Annotated in this window: 11 protein-coding genes; 7 read left to right on the top strand and 4 right to left on the bottom strand. The window is 71.4% G+C overall.

Annotated features, from left to right (window positions below):
• The first annotated feature begins 13 nt into the window (after positions 1 to 13).
• From ACZ6RT_RS18445 to ligA, 4 genes are all read left to right on the top strand, one after another.
• A complete protein-coding gene (locus tag ACZ6RT_RS18445) occupies positions 14 to 2869 on the top strand; it encodes a glycosyl hydrolase family 95 catalytic domain-containing protein (RefSeq protein WP_470154884.1) in 2856 nt (951 codons plus the stop codon).
• Positions 2870 to 3576: 707 nt separating this feature from the next.
• Positions 3577 to 5229, top strand: coding sequence for a glycoside hydrolase family 27 protein (locus ACZ6RT_RS18440; RefSeq protein ID WP_470154883.1), 1653 nt, complete (start codon positions 3577 to 3579; stop codon positions 5227 to 5229).
• Positions 5230 to 5461: 232 nt separating this feature from the next.
• The gene (locus tag ACZ6RT_RS18435; RefSeq protein ID WP_470154882.1) at positions 5462 to 8194 is read left to right on the top strand and encodes a beta-L-arabinofuranosidase domain-containing protein; all 2733 of its coding nucleotides are present in this window, start codon (positions 5462 to 5464) and stop codon (positions 8192 to 8194) included.
• Positions 8195 to 8607: 413 nt separating this feature from the next.
• On the top strand, positions 8608 to 10722 hold the full coding sequence (gene ligA / locus ACZ6RT_RS18430) for an NAD-dependent DNA ligase LigA (RefSeq protein ID WP_470154880.1): 2115 nt from the start codon (positions 8608 to 8610) through the stop codon (positions 10720 to 10722).
• Between the two features lie 51 nt (positions 10723 to 10773).
• Here the strand turns inward: ligA and ACZ6RT_RS18425 are convergent, their stop codons facing one another.
• Positions 10774 to 11787, bottom strand: coding sequence for a hydroxyacid dehydrogenase (locus ACZ6RT_RS18425; protein ID WP_399196803.1), 1014 nt, complete (start codon positions 11785 to 11787; stop codon positions 10774 to 10776).
• Between the two features lie 192 nt (positions 11788 to 11979).
• Here ACZ6RT_RS18425 and ACZ6RT_RS18420 point away from each other — a divergent pair, with 192 nt between their 5' ends.
• From ACZ6RT_RS18420 to ACZ6RT_RS18410, 3 genes are all read left to right on the top strand, one after another.
• Positions 11980 to 13020, top strand: a complete 1041-nt coding sequence (locus ACZ6RT_RS18420; RefSeq protein ID WP_470154878.1) for an ABC transporter permease — start codon at positions 11980 to 11982, stop codon at positions 13018 to 13020.
• A complete protein-coding gene (locus ACZ6RT_RS18415; RefSeq protein WP_470154877.1) occupies positions 13017 to 13907 on the top strand; it encodes a carbohydrate ABC transporter permease in 891 nt (296 codons plus the stop codon). Before ACZ6RT_RS18420 ends, ACZ6RT_RS18415 begins: the two co-directional genes overlap by 4 nt.
• Before the next feature lie 114 nt (positions 13908 to 14021).
• Positions 14022 to 15671, top strand: a complete 1650-nt coding sequence (locus ACZ6RT_RS18410; protein ID WP_470154875.1) for an extracellular solute-binding protein — start codon at positions 14022 to 14024, stop codon at positions 15669 to 15671.
• Between the two features lie 175 nt (positions 15672 to 15846).
• Here the strand turns inward: ACZ6RT_RS18410 and ACZ6RT_RS18405 are convergent, their stop codons facing one another.
• From ACZ6RT_RS18405 to ACZ6RT_RS18395, 3 genes are all read right to left on the bottom strand, one after another.
• Complete coding sequence (locus tag ACZ6RT_RS18405; protein WP_470154873.1) at positions 15847 to 17721, bottom strand: DUF2264 domain-containing protein; 1875 nt, start codon at positions 17719 to 17721, stop codon at positions 15847 to 15849.
• Between the two features lie 78 nt (positions 17722 to 17799).
• The gene (locus tag ACZ6RT_RS18400; protein ID WP_399196798.1) at positions 17800 to 19668 is read right to left on the bottom strand and encodes a rhamnogalacturonan lyase family protein; all 1869 of its coding nucleotides are present in this window, start codon (positions 19666 to 19668) and stop codon (positions 17800 to 17802) included.
• A gap of 34 nt (positions 19669 to 19702) precedes the next feature.
• Positions 19703 to 22429, bottom strand: a complete 2727-nt coding sequence (locus tag ACZ6RT_RS18395; RefSeq protein ID WP_470154870.1) for an exo-rhamnogalacturonan lyase family protein — start codon at positions 22427 to 22429, stop codon at positions 19703 to 19705.
• Between the last annotated feature and the right edge of the window lie 168 nt (positions 22430 to 22597).

Raw genomic sequence — 22597 nt, 5'->3', positions numbered from 1 at the left:
CGATGGGAACGACATGTCCGACGAGAACCACCTGTCACGCAGGCGACTGATGCAGATCGGAACGGCCGGAGCCGGGGCCCTGCTGTTACCGCTGCAGTGGACGGCGGCCGCACGGGCCGCCTCGGCGCCCCCTCCGGCGGTCAGAGCCGCCGGCGACCTGGCCCTGTGGTACGACGAGAGCGCCGGCACCGAATGGCTGCGCGCGCTCCCGATCGGCAACGGCCGCCTGGGCGCCATGGTGTTCGGCAACGTCGACACCGAGCGGCTGCAGCTCAACGAGGACACCGTCTGGGCCGGTGGCCCCTACGACCAGAGCAACCCCCGGGGCGCGGGCGCGCTCGGGCAGATCAGGCAGCTGGTCTTCCAGAACCAGTGGGCCCAGGCCCAGACCCTGATCGACCAGAACATGCTCGGCAGCCCGGCGGGCCAGCTGGCCTACCAGACCGTCGGCAACCTGCGGCTCGCCTTCGGCAACGCCTCCGGGGTCTCGGAGTACAACCGCTACCTGGACCTGACCACGGCCACCACGACGGTGTCGTACCTGAAGAACGGCGTGCGCCACCAGCGCGAGACGTTCGCGAGCGCACCGGACCAGGTGATCGTCATGCGCCTGACCGCCGACAGGCCCGGCTCGATCTCGTTCTCCGCGACGTTCGACAGCCCCCAGCAGACGACGCGGTCCAGCCCGGACTCCACGACGGTGGCGCTCGGCGGCGTCTCGGGCACCATGGAGGGCAAGACCGGCGCGGTCCGCTTCACGGGCCTGGCCCGGGCCGTGGCCGAGGGCGGCACCGTCAGCAGCTCCGGCGGCACGCTGCAGGTGACGTCCGCGAACAGCGTGACGGTGCTGATCTCCATCGGCTCCGGCTACCGCACCTTCCGCGACGTCGGCGGCGACCACCAGGGCATCGCCCGGCAGCATCTGAGCGCCGCCGCCGCCAGGAGCCACACCGAACTGCGCGACCGGCACGTGGCCGACTACCAGCGGCTGTTCGGGCGCACGACGCTCGACCTGGGCCGCACCCCGGCGGCCGACCAGCCGACCGACGTGCGGATCGCGCAGCACAACAGCGTCAACGACCCGCAGTTCTCGGTGCTGCTGTTCCAGTTCGGCCGGTACCTGCTGATCTCCTCCTCCCGGCCCGGCACCCAGCCGGCCAACCTGCAGGGCATCTGGAACGACTCGCTGGCGCCGTCCTGGGACTCGAAGTACACCGTCAACGCCAACCTGCCGATGAACTACTGGCCGGCCGACACGACGAACCTGTCGGAGTGCTTCGAGCCGGTGTTCAGGATGATCGGCGACCTCACGGTCACCGGCGCCCGCACGGCCCAGGTCCAGTACAACGCCGGCGGCTGGGTGACCCACCACAACACCGACGCGTGGCGGGGCAGCTCCGTCGTCGACGGCGCGTTCTGGGGCATGTGGCAGACCGGCGGCGCGTGGCTGGCCACCCTGATCTGGGAGCACTACACCTTCACCGGCGACGTCGAGTTCCTGCGGCAGTACTACCCGGCGATGAAGGGCGCCGCGCAGTTCTTCCTCGACACCCTCGTGCAGGAACCGAGCCTCGGGTTCCTGGTCACGAACCCGTCGAACTCCCCGGAGCTGGCCCACCACAACGGCGTCAGCGTCTGCGCCGGCCCCACGATGGACAACCAGATCCTGCGCGACCTGTTCAACGGCTGCGCCAAGGCCGCCCAGGTGCTCGGGGTCGACGCCGACTTCAGGACGCGGGTCCTGGTCACCCGGGACCGGCTCCCCCCGATGAAGACCGGCTCGCGCGGCAACATCCAGGAGTGGCTGTACGACTGGATCGAGACCGAGCCCGCCCACCGGCACATCTCCCACCTGTACGGCCTGCACCCCGGCAACCAGATCACCAAGCGCGGCACCCCCGCCCTTTACAACGCCGCGCGGCGGACCCTGGAGCTGCGCGGCGACGACGGGACCGGCTGGTCGCTCGCCTGGAAGATCAACTACTGGGCGCGGATGGAGGAGGGCGCCCGCGCGCACACCCTGATCCGCCTGCTGGTGACGACGGCCCGGCTCGCGCCGAACATGTTCGACCTGCACCCGCCGTTCCAGATCGACGGCAACTTCGGCGCCACCTCCGGTATCGCGGAGATGCTCCTGCACAGCCACAACGGCGAGCTGCACGTGCTCCCGGCGCTGCCGTCCGCCTGGCCGGCCGGGAAGGTGCGGGGCCTGCGGGGGCGTGGCGGCTACACCGTGGACACGACGTGGAGTTCCGGCGCGGCCACCGAGATCCTCGTCAGGTTCGACCGTGACGGGACCGTCAACGTCCGCAACCGGATCTTCACCGGCACCCACCAGGTGGTCGACGTCGCGAGCGGCGCCGCCGTCGCCGTCACCAAGCCCGAGGCCGACGTCGTCGCGCTGACCGGCCAGGCGGGCCGCACGTACCGGCTGACCGGGACCGGCGCGCCGCAGCCCACCTACGTGCGGATCACCAACGGCACCACGGGCCTGGCCCTGGACAGCGGCGGCAACGTCGCCTCCGGGTCGAACCTCAAGCAGTGGAACTACGACGGCAGCACCAATCTGCAGTGGCAGCTCGTCGATCTGGGCGGCGGCTGGTACCGCATCGTCAACCGCACCAACGGCATGGTCATCGACAGCTGGGGCAACGCCGCCAACGGCGCCGTCTCCCGGCAGGCGGCCTGGGGCGGCGGCAACAACCAGCAGTGGCGCCTGGCCGACGTGGGCAACGGCCGCCACCAGATCGTCAACCGCGGAACCGGCACGGCCCTCGACGGCATGGGCAACGCCACCGCCGGTTCCACCATGGCCATGTGGGCCCCGAACGGCAACACCAACAACCAGTGGACCGTCACGGGCGTATGACGGCCGGCCACCCGCCGGACCCGATCCGCGTGCGCTTCGCCGCAGGCCACCGGCCGTGGTGAAGGACATCCCGGTGTGCGCGTCGTGCTCCGGGACGGCCCGGCACCCGCGCATCACTGTTCGCGTTAACACCGTCGCGGCCGGTGCAGGGCTCGCGCCGGGAGGACGCCGGGGTGCCGCGTCCTCCCGGTCGCGGTCGTTCCCGCTGCTCCCGGCCGTCGCGGGCGCCTTCTCCGAGGGGCGGAGCGGTCGTCGATCCGGCGGACGTCCGGGGCCGGCCGGGAGGGAGCCCGCCCCTCCCGGCGGCCCGGCCGCGGACATCGGACGGATTCACCCCGAAGCTTACGGACGTGACGGCGTAACTTCTGTGAAACTTTCATCTTTCCGGGCGTCGCCACCTGAGCCCGCTCCGGACGAATGGCCAGGCAGCGGAGCTTGCAGGGGGCGGCGGCCGGGCCGACGGGGATCACGGCTCGTTGACGCCGACCGGCCGGTCGTATGTACTCCGCGACATCACCCCCCTCAGGAGCAGGCCATGAAAACCTCGAACTTCGAATGTTAGCGATAACAATTTTCGGTGACCGACACCCGACCCCCCAGGTCCGGTCTCCCGGGCGCACACGGCCACGGCCGGCCGCCGGCCTCATCACCGGCGGCGCGACCACCCCGCGATCCCCCGAACCTGACCATCGCTAGGAGTGACATCGATGAGAAGACACCGAGCACGTGCACTGCTGGCCCTGACGGCGCTGACCATGGCGCTCACCCCCGCCACCCAGGCGCAGGCGCTGGAGAACGGCGTGGGCCGGACCCCGCCGATGGGGTGGAACACCTGGAACACCTTCGGCTGCAACATCAACGAGACCCTGATCAAGCAGACGGCCGACGCCCTGGTCAGCAACGGCATGCGCGACCTGGGATACCAGTACGTCGTCGTCGACGACTGCTGGATGGACCCCAACCGCGACTCCGCCGGCAACCTCCAGCCCAACCTGTCACGGTTCCCCAGCGGCATGAAGGCGCTCGGTGACTACCTGCACGCCCGGGGGCTGAAGTTCGGCATCTACCAGGCCCCCCTGGACAAGACCTGCGCCCAGTACTTCAACTCCTACCCGGGCGCGACCGGCAGCCTCAACCACGAGGTCCAGGACGCCCGGCAGTTCGCCGCCTGGGGCGTCGACTACCTGAAGCACGACTGGTGCTCCCCCACCGGCACCATCAACGACCAGGTGCGCATCTTCGCCAAGATGCGCGACGCCCTGGCCGCGACCGGACGGCCGATCCTCTACAGCATCAACCCCAACAGCATCCACGAGAAGACCGGCCCGCAACGCAACTGGGGCGACATCGCCAACATCTGGCGGACCACCGAGGACATCACCAACAAGTGGGACACCGGCCAGACCAACGGCTACCCGATGGGCATCCAGAACATCGTCAACGTCACCGTCCCGCTGGCCTCGTACGCCAAGCCCGGCCAGTTCAACGACCCCGACATGATGGAGGTCGGCCGCGGCGGCATGACCGACACCGAGATGCGCAGCCACTTCGCGCTGTGGGCCATGATGGCCTCGCCGCTGATCGCCGGGAACGACGTCCGGAACATGGACAGCGCGACCACCACGATCCTGAAGAACCAGAACCTGATCGCCATCAACCAGGACACGCTCGGCCTGCAGGCCACCCAGGTCAGCAACGACGGAACGCGCCGCGTCCTGGCCAAGCGGCTGAGCAACGGCGACGTCGCGGTCGCCCTGTTCAACCAGGGCGGCAGCACGACCACGATCAGCACCACCGCGGCCGCCATCGGCCTGGTCGGCAACTCCTTCAACCTGCGCGACGCCTGGACCAACGCGGTCACCACGACCAGCGGGAGCATCTCGGCGAGCGTCCCGTCGCACGGCACCGTCGTGTTCCGGGTCAGCGGCGGCAAGCCCGGCCCCGACCCCACGCCCACCCCCACGGTCTCCCCGTCCACGTCCCGCATCCAGGGGGTGGGGTCGGGCCGGTGCCTCGACGTGACCGGAGCCTCCCAGGCCAACGGCACCCTGGTGAACATCTGGGACTGCAACGGCCAGAGCAACCAGCAGTGGACCTCCACGGCCGCCGGTGAGCTGCGGGTCTACGGCAACAAGTGCCTGGACGTCAACAACAACGGCACCGCCGACGGCACGGGCGTCCTCATCTGGGACTGCAACGGGCAGAACAACCAGAAGTGGCGCTTCAACTCCGATGGCACCATCACCGCCCTCGGTTCGAACAAGTGCCTGGACGTGCCCGGCAACTCCACCGCCAACGGCGTCAAGCTCCAGATCTGGACCTGTAACGGCGGTACCAACCAGCGCTGGAACCGCACCTGATCACGACCCCCCACGGTCCGGTTCCCCGTACCGCGTGAACCCCCGGAGCCCTTCCGCCGCCGTGTCCCCGCACACGGCGGCGGAGGCCGGCGGCTCACCTGGCCTTCGCCGCCGATCCGGTACGGCGGCCGCCGCCCGCGCCACGGCGCGGGCGGCGGCCGGGACCACCCCGGCTCCGCCCCGCCGGCGGGACCGGCAGCACGATCCGACCCTCCACCCTCTTGGAGTCCACATGTCACCCCTCAGCCGACGCCGGCTTCTCCAGGCCGCGGGCATCACCGCCGCCGCGACCGCCACCGGTCAGCTCTCCGGCACCGCGCCCGCCTTCGCGGAGATCGCCCCCGTCCGCGCCGACATCGGCGTGTCCGCGTACCCGTTCGAGTTCGGACAGGTGCGCCTGACCTCCGGCCGCTGGCTGGACAACCAGAACCGCACCCTGTCCTACCTGCGGTTCGTCGACGTCAACCGGCTGATGTACGTCTTCCGCGCCAACCACCGGCTCTCCACCCAGGGCGCGGCGGCCAACGGCGGCTGGGACGCCCCGAGCTTCCCCTTCCGCAGCCACATGCAGGGGCACTTCCTGACCGCCTGGGCCCAGGCGTACGCGGTGACCGGTGACACCACCTGCCGCGACAAGGCCAACACCATGGTCGCCGAACTGGCCAAGTGCCAGGCCAACAACGGCGCCGCCGGCTTCAACACCGGCTACCTCTCCGGCTTCCCCGAGTCCGACTTCACCGCGCTCGAGGCCCGCACGCTGACCAACGGCAACGTGCCGTACTACTGCATCCACAAGACCCTGGCCGGGTTGCTCGACGTGTGGCGTTACATGGAGAGCACCCAGGCCCGCGACGTGCTGCTGGCGCTGGCCGGCTGGGTCGACTGGCGGACGAGCAGGCTGACCTCCGCCCAGATGCAGGCCCTGCTGGGCACCGAGTTCGGCGGGATGAACGCCGTCCTGACCGACCTGTACCAGCAGACCGGCAACGCCCGCTGGCTGACCGCCGCCCAGCGGTTCGACCACAACGCCGTGTTCAACCCCCTGGCGGCGAACCAGGACCAGCTCAACGGCCTGCACGCCAACACCCAGGTGCCCAAGTGGATCGGCGCGGCCCGCGAGTACAAGGCCACCGGCACGACCCGCTACCGCGACATCGCCTCCAACGCCTGGCGCATCACCACCGGCGCGCACACCTACGTGATCGGGGGCAACAGCCAGGCCGAGCACTTCCGGGCGCCCAACGCCATCGCCGGGTACCTGGCGCGCGACACCGCCGAGGCCTGCAACACCTACAACATGCTGAAGCTGACGCGGGAGCTGTGGCTGCTGGACCCGAACCGGGCGGACTACTTCGACTACTACGAGGGGGCGCTGATCAACCACCTCATCGGCCAGCAGAACCCGGCCGACGCCCACGGGCACATCACCTACTTCACCCCGCTCAACCCCGGCGGCCGGCGGGGCGTCGGCCCCGCCTGGGGCGGCGGCACCTGGAGCACCGACTACAACTCCTTCTGGTGCTGCCAGGGCACCGGCATCGAAGTGAACACCAAGCTGATGGACTCCATCTACTTCCACAACGGCACGACGCTGACGGTGAACCTGTTCACCCCGTCGGTGCTGAACTGGAGCCGGCGCGGCATCACGGTCACCCAGACGACCTCCTTCCCGGCGAGCGACACCGTCTCGCTCCAGGTCACCGGCGACGTCGGCAGCACGTGGTCGATGCGCGTCCGCATCCCCGGCTGGACGAGCGGCGCCACGATCAGCGTCAACGGCACCCAGCAGGACATCGCCGCCACGCCCGGCTCGTACGCGACGATCACCCGGACGTGGACCTCGGGCGACACCGTGACCCTACGCCTGCCGATGCGCGTGGTCATGAAGGCCGCCAACGACAACCCGAACGTCCAGGCGGTCACCTACGGGCCGCTGGTGCTGTCGGGCAACTACGGCAACACCGCGCTGTCGGCGCTGCCGACGCTGAACCCCGCCTCGGTCACCCGGACGAGCACCTCGGCGCTCACGTTCACGGCGACGGCCAACTCCGCGACCGTCAACCTCATCCCGTTCCAGGACGCCCACGGCCACAACTACACCGTCTACTGGAACACCGGGGGCCAGGGCGGCACGGGGACGGCGAGCTTCCGGCTGCAGAACGCGGCCACCGGGCTCGTCCTCGGCGTCCAGAACATGTCCACGGCCGACGGCGGCCTGGCCGTGCAGTGGGCCGACAACGGCACCGCCGACCACGACTGGGTCCTGGTCGTGGACGGCAACGCCGTCAAGCTGCGCAACGTCCACAGTGGCAAGGTCCTGGGCGTGGAGAACATGGCCACCACGGACAACGCCCGCGTGCTGCAGTGGGGCGACACGGGCACCGCCGACCACCGGTGGACGATCGTGGACGTCGGGGACGGCACCCACAAGCTCCGCAACGTCAACAGCGGCAAGCTGCTGGCGATCCTGAACGGCTCCGCGAGCCAGGGCGCGCAGGCCGTGCAGGACGCCGACAACGGCAGCGGCGACAACCAGTGGCGTTTCCTGCCCAACGGCGCGCGCCGCATCCAGAACGTCGCCAGCGGCATGGTGCTGGGCGTGATGGACATGTCCACCGCCGACGGAGGCATGGTGGTCCAGTGGGGTGACACGGGCACCGCCGACCACCTGTGGACGGCCGTGACCGACACGGGCGGCTATCTCAGGCTGCGCAACTCCAACAGCGGCAAGGTCCTCGGGGTCGAGAACGCCTCGGCGAGCGCGGGCGCCCGGGTGGTCCAGTGGGCCGACAACGGCACCGGTGACCACCGCTGGCGGCTGCGGTACGGCACCAACGGCTCCTTCCGCATCCAGTGCGCCAACGGCGGCCGCGTCCTGGGCGTCAACGGGTCCACCGCGCAGGGCGCGCAGGTCGTGCTGGCCGACGACTCCGGCGCCGGCGACCGCCTGTGGCGGTTCCTCTGATCGGCCCGCCCTTGATCGGCCCGCCCTTGATCGGCCCGCCCTTGATCGGCCCGCCCTTGATCGGCCCGCCCTTGATCGGCCCGCCCTTGATCGGCCCGCCCTGACCGGCGCGGCCGTCAGGTTCGGAGGGACCCGGACCTGACGGCCGCCGGCCGGGGCTCGTCCGGCCCTCGGGCCGGCCGGACGGCAGAACCCACCGCACCCGGCCGGACGTCCGGGCGACGGCGACGGCACGGTCGCCCGGCTCGGCGTTGGAGCCGGGTGCGGTGGAGGTGCCGTTCGCCCGGACGGGCGAGGAGGCCGGGCCCGGGCGGGTGCACCGGGTCGCCGTGCCGGTGAGGCACCGGGAGCCGGTCGCGTGACCCGCGTCCCGCGCGCCGGAAACTGTCGGTGCCGGGCGAGATGATGAGGTCATGACCGACGCGCCCCCGATCACCCTTCTCGCTGATCAGACCGCCTACGCCGAGGCCGTCCAGCTCGCCCTGGACGCCGCCGCGGCCTACTACGGCGACGGCACCTCCGCGCTGGACGACGACGCCTACGACCGGCTGGTCCGCGGCATCCAGGCGTACGAGGCCGAGAATCCCGGCGAGGTGCTGCCGGAGTCGCCGACGGGCAAGGTGGCCGGTGGCGCGGTGGTCGGCGACGTGCCGCACACGGTGCCGATGCTGAGCCTGGACAACGTCTTCGGCGCCGAGCAGCTGGCCGACTGGGCCGCGTCGCTGGAGCGCAGGCTGGGCCGTCCGGTGTCGGCGTGGAGCGTGGAGCCGAAGCTCGACGGGCTGGCGATCGCCGCGCGTTACCGCGGCGGGCGGCTGGCGCAGCTGGTCACCCGGGGTGACGGCACCGCGGGTGAGGACGTCAGCCACGCGATCGGCACCGTCGTGGGGCTGCCGTCCAGGCTGGCCGAGCCGGTCACGGTGGAGCTGCGCGGCGAGGTGATGATGACCGCCGAGCAGTTCGAGCAGGCGTGCGCCAAGCGTCAGGCGCACGACGGCACCACGTTCGCCAACCCGCGCAGCGCCGCCGCGGGCACGCTGCGCGCCCAGGACCGGCCGTACGTGTGCGAGCTGACGTTCTTCGGCTACGGCGCGCTGCCGCACCCCGGTGACGACTCCGAGGGGGCGGCGCGGCTGCGTGAGCTGCCGCACAGCGAGGTCATGGCGTGGGTCGCCGCGCAGGGCGTGCGGACCCCGGCCGTCACCGAGGTCGGCGGGATCGTCGCCACCACCCTGGAGCAGGTGCAGGAGCGCGTCGAGCAGATCGCGGCCAGGCGCGCCGGCCTGCCCTTCGGCATCGACGGCATCGTGATCAAGTGTGATCTCGCCGCCGACCAGGCGCGGGCCGGTTTCGGCACCCGGGCGCCCCGGTGGGCGGTCGCCTACAAGCTCCCCGCCACCGAGAAGATCACCAGGCTGGTCGGCGTGGAGTGGAACACCGGCCGCACCGGCGTCATCGCCCCGCGCGCGGTGCTGGAGCCGGTCGAGCTGGACGGCAGCGTCGTCACCTACGCCACCCTGCACAACGCCTCCGACATCGCCCGCCGCGGACTGATGCTCGGCGACCACGTGACCGTCTACAAGGCCGGTGACGTCATCCCGCGCGTCGAGGCCCCGGTCGTGCACCTGCGCACCGGTGACGAGCGGCCGATCCCGATCCCGGAGGTCTGCCCGACCTGCGGGGACGCCATCGACGCCTCGCAGGAGCGGTGGCGGTGCGTGCGCGGGCGCGCCTGCCGGATCATCGCCTCCATCGGCTACGCCGCCGGCCGCGACCAGCTCGACATCGAGGGCCTGGCCGAGAAGCGCATCCGGCAGATGCTGGACGCCGGGATGATCGGCGACTTCGCCGACCTGTTCTTCCTGACCCGCGAGCAGCTGCTGAGCCTGGAACGGATGGGCGCCACCAGCACCGACAACCTGCTGGCCGCCATCGAGCGGGCCAAGTCCCAGCCGCTCAGCAGGGTGTTCTGCGCGCTGGGCGTGCGCGGCACCGGCCGCTCCATGAGCCGCCGCATCGCCCGGCACTTCGGCAGCATGGACGCCATCCGCGCGGCCGACGCCGAGGCGATCGAGGTGGTGGAGGGCATCGGCCCGAAGAAGGCGCCGTCGGTGGTGGCCGAGCTGGCCGAGCTCGCGCCGCTGATCGACAAGCTGGTGGCGGCCGGGGTCACCATGACCGAGCCCGGCTGGAGGCCACCGGCCGTCACCGGTGCCGACCCCGGCTCCGGCTCCGGCTCCGACGCGCAGGAGGCCCCGGGGGCGGGCGGCGCGTCCGCGTCGCCGCTGGCCGGGATGTCCGTGGTGGTCACCGGTTCGATGAGCGGCGCGCTGGAGGCGTTGACCCGCAACGAGATGAACGAGCTGATCGAGCGCGCCGGGGGCAAGGCGTCCTCCAGCGTCTCGAAGAAGACCAGCCTGCTGGTGGCCGGGGAGAACGCGGGCTCCAAGCGTGCCAAGGCCGAGAGCCTGGGCGTGCGGATCGTCGGCCCGGAGGAGTTCGCCGGCCTCGTCGGCGACCTCCTCTGACCGGACCCGAGGCCGTGGAGGCGAGGCCGCAGAACCGTCCGGGACACGTCGTCACGCGATGTAGGGAAGCTGCTCCGGCTGCACCCGTCCCAGCAGCGGTATGCCGTTGAGGAAACGGCCCACCTCGGCCACGGCGAACTCGCCGAGGCGCCGCATCTCACGCCCCTGGGCCCCCGCCAGGTGCGGGGTGATCAGGACGTTGGGCAGGCCGAAGAGCGGGTGCCCGGGCGGCAGCGGCTCGGGGTCGGTGACGTCGAGGACGGCGGAGACGCGGCCGGTGGCACAGACCCGTGTCAGCGCCTCGGTGTCGATCAGGGACCCGCGGGCGGTGTTGATCACGGTCGCCCCGTCGGGCAGCAGGTCCAACCTGCGGCCGTCGAGCATGTGGCGGGTCTCGGGAAGGGCGGGGGCGTGCACGGTGACCAGGTGGCTGCGGCGGCACAGGTCGTCCATGTCGACCGCCTCGGCACCGAGACGGTCGGCGTCGTCGGCGGTCAGGTACGGGTCGTAGAGCAGGACCTCGACGTCGAACTCCCGTAGCCTGCGCAGCACCAGACGGCCGATCCGGGAGGCTCCGATCACGCCCACGGTGCAGCCGTGCAGGCCGGTGCCGTCACCCGACAGCCAGTCCGCGGGCCCGCCCTCGACGGCGGCGGCGTACCGCCTGGCGCGGCCGAACACCTGCTTGGCGCCGAGGACGAGCATGGCCATGGTGTAGTCGGCGACGGGGACGGCGTTGGCCTCCGCGGCGGTGGACACCAGCAGCCCGCGTTCGAACACGACGGGGTCGACGGAGGTCTTGACGGTGCCGGCGGCGTGTACGAGGGCCCGCAGCCGGGGCGCCGCCTCCAGCACGGTGGCGTCGACGCGCGGACACCCCCACCCGGTGAGCAGGATGTCCGTCCGCGCCAGGACCGCGGCGGCGGACGGTCCTTCGAACGAGGTGAACGTCGTCGCCGGATCGATGTCGACCAGATGCCGCAATCGGGTGACGAGGTCGGCGGGGAAGACTCCGCCGAACGCCCAGGGGGCGATGGCGAAGACCGCGACGGGTCGCCGTGGCACGGAGGGGACTCCTCTCGGTAGGCCGGTGGTGAGAACCGATGTAAACGGTTCCACAAACAGGGTCACCTTACGTGCCGGATGCCCGGTCCACAACGGTTCCCGGTGAGGACGGCCATCGTCAGCACGTGGATGTTCACCGCCCGATAGAGGGGCGATGGACTATTGACGCGATTATGTAAACGTTTTAGGTTGATGAACATTCTGTTTCGGCTCGGTACCGCACGAAGGGCGCTGGACGTGAGCATGACGCGGGTCCGCGGCGACGCCGGTGGCACCGGCCCACCCATGGACAAGGCACGGGACCCCTCCCCCGCGGGAGGCCCTGTCGCGGGTCGCCTGCGGCGCATCCGCACCGACCTCGTGCTGCTGGCCATCGCGGTGCCGGGTCTGGCGTACTTCCTGTTCTTCCACTACGGGGCGCTGTTCGGCAACGTCCTGGCCTTCCAGCACTACGTCCCGTTCCTCGGGGTCTCGGGCAGCGAGTGGGTGGGCCTGGCGCACTTCGAGCGCATGTTCGGCGACCCGGCGTTCTGGAACGCGGTGGAGAACACGCTGATCATCGCCGCGCTGCAGCTGGTGTTCTTCTTCCCCGCCCCGCTGGCCCTGGCGCTGCTGCTGAACAGCCTGGTGGGCGACACCGTCCGGCGGTTCGTGCAGAGCGTGATCTACCTGCCGCACTTCCTGTCGTGGGTGATCGTCGTCGCGCTCTTCCAGCAGATGCTGGGCGGCGCGGGCGTGGTGAACGGCTGGCTGTCGGACCTGGGCGCGGGCGGCGTCTCGATCATCGGCAACCCCGACGCCTACGGGCCGCTGGTGATCGCGCAGCTCGTCTGGAAGGAGTGCGGCTGGGCCACGATCATCTTCCTGGCGGCGCTGTCGCAGGTCGACGAGCAGCAGTACGAGGCGGCGGCGCTGGACGGCGCCGGCTGGGGACGGCGGCTGTGGCACGTCACGCTGCCCGCGATCAGGCCGGTGATCGTGCTGCTGCTGGTGCTGCGGCTGGGCGAGTTCCTGTCGATCGGGTTCGAGCAGTTCTTCCTGCAGCGCCAGTCGGTGGGGCCGGAGACCGGCGAGGTGCTGGAGACGTTCGTCTACTTCACCGGCTTCGCGGGCGGCGACTTCGGTTACGCCGCCGCGGTCGGTCTGTTCAAGGGGCTGATCGGCGTGGTGCTCATCTACACCGCCAACAAGGTGGCTCACCGGCTGGGCGAGCAGGGGGTGTACAGGGCATGAGGAGCGCGACAGCCGCACCCGCCTGGAAGGGCCGCCCCGGCCCGGCCGTGCGCGCCGCCAAGGCCGTGGCACTGGCCGTGGTGGTCGCGCTGGTGGTCTTCCCGCTGTGGACGGTCCTGGCCACCAGCCTGGCCAGCCCGCAGAACGTCATCGAGAACGGCGGCTGGGTGATCTGGCCGCGGGAGTTCTCCCTGGACGCCTACAGCGACATCCTGCAGGGCGGGATCATCACCCGCGCGCTGCTGGTCAGCACGGGCGTCACCCTGGTGGGCACGGCGCTGAGCCTGTCGTGCACCATCGGCCTGGCCTACACGCTGAGCAGGCCGCGGGTCTACGGCGGCAAGCCGATGCTGCTGCTGGTGCTGTTCACGTTCCTGTTCCCGCCGGGGATGGTGCCGCTGTTCCTGGTGGTGCAGGGCGCCGGGCTGTTCGACCGGTACGCCGCACTGGTCCTGCCCTTCCTGATCAACGTGTTCAACCTGGTCGTGATGCGCGGATTCTTCCAGGCCATCCCGCAGGAGCTGCTCGACGCCGCGCGGATGGACGGCGCCGGCGAGCTGGCGATCCTGCGCAGGGTCGTCCTCCCGCTGTCCAAGGCCGTCATCGCGGTGATCGGCCTGTTCTACGCGGTCGCGTACTGGAACCGCTTCTTCGAGGCCATCATCTACTTCAACGACCAGACCAAGTGGCCGATCGGCACCGTCCTGCGGCAGTACGTCACCGGAGGGGCGTCCCTGGCCGAGAGCTCGGGCGAGCTGGCGGCCACCTCACCCCAGTCGGTCCAGATGGCCGTCGTCATGCTGGCGACGCTGCCCATCGTGTGCGTGTACCCGTTCCTGCAGCGCTACTTCGCCAAGGGCGTGCTGACCGGCGCCCTGAAGGCCTGAACGACGTCCCCGACCGGCGCCCCGAGGGGCCCGGCGGGCGTCCCCGGCCGCGTCCTGAGAACCCCCCACGAGAAACACTCCTTTCGGCGCGACGCCGGGAGAGGAACCCCCGCCATGGACAACCGCATCGACCGTCGTTCCCTGCTGCGCCTGGCCGGCACCGGCGCGCTCGGCCTGGCCGCCACACCCCTGCTGTCCGCGTGCGCGGGCCGGAGCCCGTCGGGAGGCGGGAACGTCTCCAACGCGGGGAAGAGCCTGACCCCCTGGCCGGCCTACGTGCCGTTCGAAGGGCCGGCTCCGGACCTTCCCGGTGACGCCTCCGGCGTGCAGCCGCTCTACCTGTCCTACCCCGAGAAGCTCGTACGGTCGGTGAACGACACCGTGGGCGACGGCTCCGAGGTCAGGGCCATGGTCGTGTCGTTCGGCGCCCCGCCGAAGCCGGTGGGCCGGAACGAGTACTGGCAGGCGCTCAACAAGGCGCTCAACGTCGACCTGAACGTCACCGTCGTGCCCGACCCGGAGTACGCGCAGAAGATGGCCACGCTGATGGCCGCGGGCGACGACCTGCCGGACATCATCATGTTCAACAACCTGGCGCTCCCGCACGCGGCCGAGTTCGTCCAGGCGCGCTGCGCCGACCTGTCGGAGTTCGTCGGCGGGGACGCGGTCAGGCGGTTCCCCAACCTCGCCAACATCCCGACCTACGCCTGGCAGGGCATGGGCAGGATCGGCGGCAGGATCTACGGGGTCCCGCTGGAGCGGCCGAAGCCGGCCAACAGCCTGTTCGTCAACCGCTCGGCCATGAACGCGGCCGGCATCCCCAAGGACTGGACGACCGAGCAGTACCTGGACGCCATGAAGGAGCTGACCGGGGACCGCAAGTGGGGCGTGGGCTGGTTCAAGACGCTGTTCGGCGGCCTGGGCGCCGTCACCTACCACGCCGGTTCGCTGGGCGCGCCCAACACCTGGTCGGCCTCGGGCGGCACGTTCTCGCACACCATCGCCACCCCGCAGTTCGAGCAGGCCCTGGAGGTCATGCGCAAGCTGGCCGAGGCAGGGACGCACTACCCCGACAGCCTCACCGTCAGCTCCACCGACATGCAGAGCTTCTTCCACAACGGCACGGTCGCCTCGATCAACGACGGCTTCGGGTCGGTGAACCTGGGCTTCATCACGAAGATCAACGACCGGTTCGACCTCGACCTCGGGCGGCCGTACGGGGAGAATCCCACCCCCTGGCAGAGCCCGGGCACCTTCGGCTACGTCGCCTTCAAGAAGGCCTCCCCCGAGCGGATCAGGCTGCTGCTGCGCATCTGCGACTACCTCAGCGCGCCGTTCGGGACCAGCGAGTACGAGCTGGCCAACTACGGCGTCGAGGGCCGGCACTTCACCAAGGACGCCGACGGCGTCACGACCACCGACCTGTACACCCAGGAGAACAACACGCTCCTGCCCGTCAAGTTCCTCGGCGCGGCCCCGTCCGTCCTCTACCTGCCGGGTCACTCCGACGTGGCCAGGTCCGTGTACGAGTGGCAGAAGGCGACCCTGCCCGACAGTGTCCGCAATCCCGCCACCGGCCTGCGCTCTCCCACCGAGGCGAGCAAGGGCGCCCAGCTCACCCAGATCATCGGGGACGGGATCACCGCGGTCACGTTCGGGCGCAAGCCGCTGTCGGCGTGGAAGGACGTCGTCACCCAGTGGCGGCAGGCGGGCGGTGACCAGGTCGCCGCGGAGCTGGCCAAGGAGCACGCGGCCAACCAGTAGACCGGAGGCGCACGGCGGGCCGGCGGGCCGGCGGGCCGCGAACAGCCGGCCCGCCGGGCCGCCGTGTTCCCAGGCGCGGGACGCCGTCCGTCTTCCGGTTCACGGTGTTCCCAGGCGTGAGGTGCGGGCCGTTCGCGCGTGGGGACGCCGTCCGTCCGCCGGTGCGTCGTGTTCCTCAGGCGCGGGGCGCCGGCCGTTCGCAGGCGGGGACGCGGTCCATGCGCACCGTCACCGTCTCCCCGCCGGGCAGCCTCAGGACGACCAGGTCGCCCCGCACGCTCACCTCCGGCGCGGGCGGCCGCTCGCGCGTCACCGCCAGGTGCACGAGGCCGACGTAGACCGCGGTGCCGCCGGGGTGGTCGGCGGCGGCGTACGGCGTGGCCGAGTGCGTGCCGAAGGCGTTGGTGCCCCGGGAGGTCACCAGACCCGTGCCCGTGTAGCCGTGCAGGGCGAGCACGGCGCTGCTCAGCCCGTCCGGGCGGCGGGCCAGCGCCGTCCCGTCCTCCTGGCTCACCTCCGGCGGGGTCGCCGCGGCCAGGGCGTGGCCGCCGTCCCTCACCCGGTGGCCGGCCGGGGCCGTGACCCGGTGGATCCTGATCTCCGCCGGGCCGTCGACCACCGAGGCCGTCACCACGCGGACCGGGCCGTCCCGGTAGGCGGAGGCGGCGAACCGGTCGGAGACGCACAGGGGCTCGATGCGCCGCCTGAGGGAGGGCGTCCCGTCGGGCGCGACGACGGCCAGGTGGTTGTCCACCCCGTGCGCCCCCTCCCCCACCTCGGGCCCGGTGTGGCTGGTGTAGGCGAACTTGAGGTAGTACGGGTCGGGTGGCCCGTCCGGGTCCTGGACGCGGTCGCGGTCGCTGCCGTGGTTGACGAGCCGTACGACGCCGTCGGCGCGGGTGGCGTGCAGCAGCCAGCCGGGCGCGGGCATGGACACCGCCTGGTCGGCCAGGTCGACGGGCGCGGCCTCCTCGGGATCCGTCCAGACCGGGTGCCCGGGCGGCAGCAGCAGGCCCAGGAACGCCTTGCTCGCCCAGTACGGTGACGCCGGTCCCGAGTAGTCCTGCGCGACGGGCGGGAACGGGCCGTACCAGCCCAGCGTGAGCAGGCCGCGCTCGTCGGGTGCGCCGCGCTCGGCGAAGTGGCGCAGGACGCCGCTCGCGATGCGGCGGGTACGGCCGGGCGGAAGGGGCGAGGCGCCGGTGAGCGCTCCCAGCCACAGTGGCGCGACCGTGGCGAACCGGTAGGTCAGCGAGCGTCCCTGGTGCACCGGCCCGCCGTCGGCGGCGAAGAAGTGCTGGTAGTGGTCGAGGAAGCGGCGCAGCCGTGCCGCGTAGAGTTCCCCGCGGGCGGTGTCGCCGGCCATCCTCGCCCACAGCGACGGGTACAGGTGCATCGCCCAGCCGCAGTAGTGGTCGAAGTTCTTGCCCCTGCCGTCGGAGTACCAGCCGTCACCGGCGTACCACTCCTCGATCCGCTCCAGCCCGCCGGTGATCTCCGCCGGTTCTTGGGGCCCGCCCACCTCGGCCAGGAACTGCCCGACGACCACCGTGAACATCACCCAGTTGTTGTCGGGCGTGCGCCGCCCGACGCATCCGGCCAGCCAGGCCACCACCCGTTCCCGTACGGCCGCCGGCAGCCGGTCGAACAGCCAGGGCCGGGTCTCGTGCAGCGCCAGCGCCACCGAGGCCGCCTCGACGAGCTGCTGGGACATGTCGGCCGGCGCGGGCCAGGCGCAGGGGTGGGCCGGGTCGGTCCCGGCCGCCAGACCGCTCGCGTAGCGCTCCAGCAGCGCGGGCGGCACCGCGCCGCCCGCTCCGGCGATCCTGAAGGCGGCGAGCAGGAACGTGCGGGCGAAGCCCTCCAGCCCGTCGCTCACCGGCCCCGACCGGCTCGCCCTGCCCGGTAGGTGGAACCGGGCGAAGTCCTCCGTGGCGTACGGCACCACGGAGGCCAGCAGGCGGTCGGCGGCGGCCTCCCAGTGTGCCCGGGTCCAGCCGGTGTGGCCGGAGAGTCGTTCGTCGGGCGCCGGGAGGCCGCTTGATGACATAAAACGGATACTACAGCTCTGGCAAGGCTTCTATCGGGAGAACTCTGACGTCTGAAGTAAGCGTTTTAACATCGATGCTCATCTGCCCGCGTAGCTGATGCTCGGGCGGGGCGGCGTGGTCATGCCGTGGCCGAGGAAGTAGTCGGGGTGGTGGGACTGCATGTAGCCCTTGAGGGTCATGGCGTTGCGGTAGGCGGGGTTGTGCGCCAGCGTGTACAGCCTGGTGCTCGTGGGCCGGTCGGTGGTGAAGATGATGAGCTCGTCGAAGCTCGCGTTGGTGTAGACGACCTCTTCGCGCCAGTCGCCGAGGAGGTCGCCGACCAGGGTGGGGTTCACGCCCTGGGCCGCGCTGACCGCGCCGTACTGTGAGATGTTCAGCAGCCGGGGGGTGCGGTTGGTGGCGGTGGGGTTGGCCGGGTCCCACTTCTCGAACTTGCCGTCGTTGAGCAGTTCCATGGTGAGGTCGCCGTCCCACCACAGGCCCATCTGCGGCCAGGGCCGCAGCGAGGTGTTCGGTTCGGTGAGGCGGTTGGTCGGCGCGTTGTACACCCCGGAGAAGGACCAGACCTCCATGCCGGGGTGGCGGGGGTCGATGTCGCCGGCCATCCCGCGCCCCACGTCGGCGGTGCCGGACGCGGTGTGCCGCCAGATGACGGAGCCGTCGCGGGCGTCGTAGTAGTACTCGCGCAGGCCGTTGGGGTTGTCCTGCTGCACGCCGTAGCCCTGCAGGCCCGGACGGGAGGGGTCCATCTTGGTGATGTGGAAACGGTCGCCGTGGACGATGCCCGCGGGCCCCAGCGAGTAGCGCAGGGTTCCGTCGCCGTTGAGCACGAACCCGATCTCGGCGACCTCGTCCCTGCCGTCACCGTCGACGTCGATGATGCGGGTGTTGTGCCCGTCGGGGGCGTTCTGGTTGCCGCGCAGCCACTTCCACCGCTGGGTCAGGGCCTGGCCGTCGAAGTTCCAGGCGGCCATCATGAGGTTGAAGCCCCCGTTGCCGATCCGGTTCTTCATGAACGCCACCAGGCTGGGCCTGGTGCCGTCGAGGTGGCCCACCCCGAAGCGCGCGTACATCGGGCCGTCGGACAGGTAGTCGGTCGGCACCGGGGCCGTGGCCCGGGCCGCTCCGGTCCGGCCGTCGAGAACGGCGATGAACTGGCGGTTGTCGTCACCGTTGGTGAACCTCGTCCCGTTGCCGAAGGTCACGCCGTTGGCGATGCGCACCGCGACCTCGGCCCGGCCGTCGCCGTCGAGGTCGGCGACGGTGACGCCGTCGTTGTGGCCGACGTCGATCGTGGACGACCCGCCCTCGATGTTGTTCTGGTTCGTGCTGTTGGGCCCCATGTCGACCTGCCACAGGAAGCGCCCGTCGCCGCGGTAGGCCTCGATCCTCTGGGGGGAGGTCTGCCGGTCGAGCACGTAGTCGTACTCGCCGTCGCCGTCGAGGTCACCGGCCCAGACGAACTTCACCGGGCCGCCGGAGCGCAGCGGCACGCGGACCACCGGCTCGGTGGCGTGGTTGGCGGTGAGGGTGAACGCCGTGCTCGCCGCCTGCTCGGTGCCGCCGACCACCGGCCGTACGTGGTAGCTGTTGGCCCGTGTCAGGTCGGCCGTGGAGTCGACGTAGTTGGTGCCGCCGGTCAGGACGCCGGAGTTGAGCTTGACGTACGAGCCGCCGGCGGTGGAGCGGTAGACGTTGAAGCCGATGCCGTCCGGGTCCAGTCCCAGCAGCCGCCAGCCGACCAGGACGTTCCTGCTGCCGGAGCGCACGGCCACGACGCCGCGGCCGAGGTTCTCCATCGGGCGGACGGGGGCGGCCGCCGAGGCGCCGGAGGCGGCGGTGGTCGCGGACGTGGGGCCGGCGACCAGGGCCGTGGCGGCCATCGCGAGCGCCGAGGCGATGACGGCGGGCCGGCGGACGGCCCGTCGTCGACGCGTGACGTGCATGAAGATCTCCTTCGTCGTGGGGGGTGGTGAGGGGTTACGCGGGAAGCCGGTCACCGATCAGGGCGAGGCACTGGATGGCCGCCAGGCCGTACTGCGCCGAGGCGTTGGTCGACAGGCCGGCCTCGTCGACCGGTTTGAGCACCTTCGGGCCTTCGACCCGTACGGACCGGAAGTCGTGGGTCTTGGGGTATCCGGCGTGGCCGGTGTCGAACTCCTTCCATGCCCGGGCCGCGAGGCCCGCGTCGCCGAGCCTGGCGGCGGCGTAGGCGGTGAGGCGGGAGTGGGCCTGGCGCAGGTTCTGGCTGCCGAACGACTGGCCGGTCTCGGCCTGCTGCTCGGCGGCGGTGCCGTTGTACAGGCGGCAGTACTGCAGCCAGGCCCTGGTGAACGCCTCGTCACCGGTGAGGGAGATGAGTTCGCTGCACAGTTCGACCAGGCCGAACACCGCGCCGAGCGAGCCGACGCTGACCGCGGTCCCGGTGGGTTTGAAGGTGCCGTCGTCGAGGTCGTACAGGCCGCTGCCGCGGACGAACCCGTTGGGCATCGCGGCGATGGTGCGCATGCCGTTCAGCAGTTTCTCGCGGGCGATCGGCGCGCCGCCGCGCTCCCATTCGGTCAGCCAGGCGAGCGCCAGGCCGCTCCAGTCGGTGCCGGTGCTGACGCCGAGCGCGTGCGGGTCCGGCTCGTACGGGCCTGTGCGGATCTTGCGGATGGGGTCCAGGACGAGGAAGGTCCTGTCGGCGTCCACGAGGTCGCGCAGCAGGTCGCCGATGCGCTCGTCGGCGGTGAGGAAGTACAGGAAGCGCCGGTAGCCGGCGTTGCTGATGCGGGCCTGCTTGGCGCTGTCGGCCCAGTGCTGGACGCCGTGCCGCGTGCCCAGGTCCCGCCATTCGCCCAGGTGGTAGACGTCGACCTCGCCGGTGTGGCGGGTCATCGCCTCGGCGAAGCGGAACGCCTCGGCCCTGCCGGTGCGCAGGTAGTGGTACCACAGCCACAGGTCGGTCGACAGCTCGGAGTTGTCCCAGGCGTAGCCGCCGACGTCGTAGCGCCACACGTGCCGGTCGGGGTCGTAGCTGTGCATGATGTCGCCGTAGTCCCAGAACCCGTACCAGGAGCGCTGGTCGACCTGCGTGCTGTGGTGGTCGAACAAAAGGTCCAGGCGGTCCTCGATGAGCTTCCTGGCCGGGGTCGAGCGGTCCACCGGCGACCAGTCGCCGAACACCCCGGCCGCGTGCAGGTGCGCCGGTGGCGCGACGACCAGCGGCGGCGTCCGCACGGCCTCGGCCATCTCCGCCACCCGCTCCGCGGCCGGGGTGGCCTCCAGCGCCCAGAACATCAGCTCCGTGGTGCGCGCGATGCCGTACGGGGTGCCGAAGCCCGGTTCGTAGTCCTCGTAGGTGATCTCCAGCCCCTCGAGCTGCTCGGGGTAGGTGTCCTGGCCGAGGCCGTCGTGGTAGAAGCGCAGGTCCATCGGCCCGGCGTCGGGTGACCACAGCCAGACGGTGACCTCGGCCCGCTCGCCGGCCGCGCCGCGGACGTCGAGCTGGGTGGGGTGCAGCTGCCAGAAGTTGCGCATGCCGAAGGCGAACCCGCCCTGCGGGCTTCCGACGTAGCCGAGCCCGCCGGCCCGGCCGCCGGAGTCGACGGGTATCCAGCCGTGGCCGGCCTTGGTGCGCTTGCGGATCTGGAAGCCGTCGGCGCTGACCTGGCGCAGCGAGTAGTCGCCGAAGGCGGGGATCAGGTGCAGCCGGGAGGAGACCCGGGTGTCCCAGGTCGCCGTCGGCGGGGTGGCCTGCCCGGCGACCTGCGCCTGGCGGACCGCCGCGCCCGGGTCGCGGCGCAGACCGGTGATGCCGCGCACCGCCTCCGACAGCACGCCGTCGCCGCTCCCGGCGAGGCGCACGTGCCGGTCGTGGAGCTCACCCCGCATCGGCACGTCGAAGCGGATGCCGAGGCCGCCGATGAAGTCCTTTTTCTCGTCACCGTCGAACACGAAGCTGTGCACGGCGCGGATGCCGTCGCTGCCGGCGTAGAAGTACAGGCGCACGGTGAACGGCAGCCAGGACCGTCCGCCGCGCCGGTGTGCCCCCTCGATCCTGACCACCGCGCGGACCGGGCCCGACTGCTCGACCGTCACCTTCTCGGTGCGGCCCTCGAACCTCTCCCGCTTCACCGTGCCGGCCTCGTCGTCCCCGGGCTCGTCCTGGCGCAGGCAGATCAGCCGGCCGTCGCGGGCGATCTCCTGCTCGCCCCGCAGGATGGAGCGCACCAGCCGGTCGCCCTTCTTCGGGATCAGGCACCGGATGACGCCGGTGCCCACCTCGACCCGGTCGCGGCCGTCCTTGACGGTCACGGCCGCCGCCGGCGCGGCCGGGCTGCCCGCTGCCAGGACGTAGTGCTCGGCCGGGGCGACGTCGGTGCCGATGGCGTGCGCGGTCCACTTCAGCGACCCGTCGGGCCAGTAGGCGGTGGCCCATGTCTGGACGGGCACCTGCTGTCCGGCGGCGGTGCGCAGCGCGAACTCCTGGCCCTTGGGGACGGTGCCCTTCGGCCACGGCACGCCCCAGGTGGACCCCCCGGCCAGTCGTCCGGGGACGCCTCCCTCCAGCCAGTGGAGCCGGACACCGTCGTCGAGCACGCCGCGTGCCGCCGTCGGCCGGGTGGCCGCGGCGCGTGCCGGTCCCGGGGGCAGGCCGATCTGACCGGCGGCGGCGGCCGCCGCCGCGCCGAGGAGGAGTTTTCGCCGGGACATCATCGCCATGGAGGGCTCCACTGGGGGGTTGGCGTTCACGCCGAGGAAACGGTCACGTGTTTAAACGTTTACATCGCAGATGGCAGCATGCCCCGCCGACGCTGTCAAGAGCCGCGATCCGCCCGGGAAGGCGTTTTCCCAGCAGGACGCCCATGAACGCCGCACGATTTCCCGCGC

The organism is Streptosporangium sp. NPDC050148 (assembly GCF_055586505.1).
Note: the sequence above shows the minus strand (reverse complement) of the source record. Positions and strands in the feature narration are given on the sequence as shown.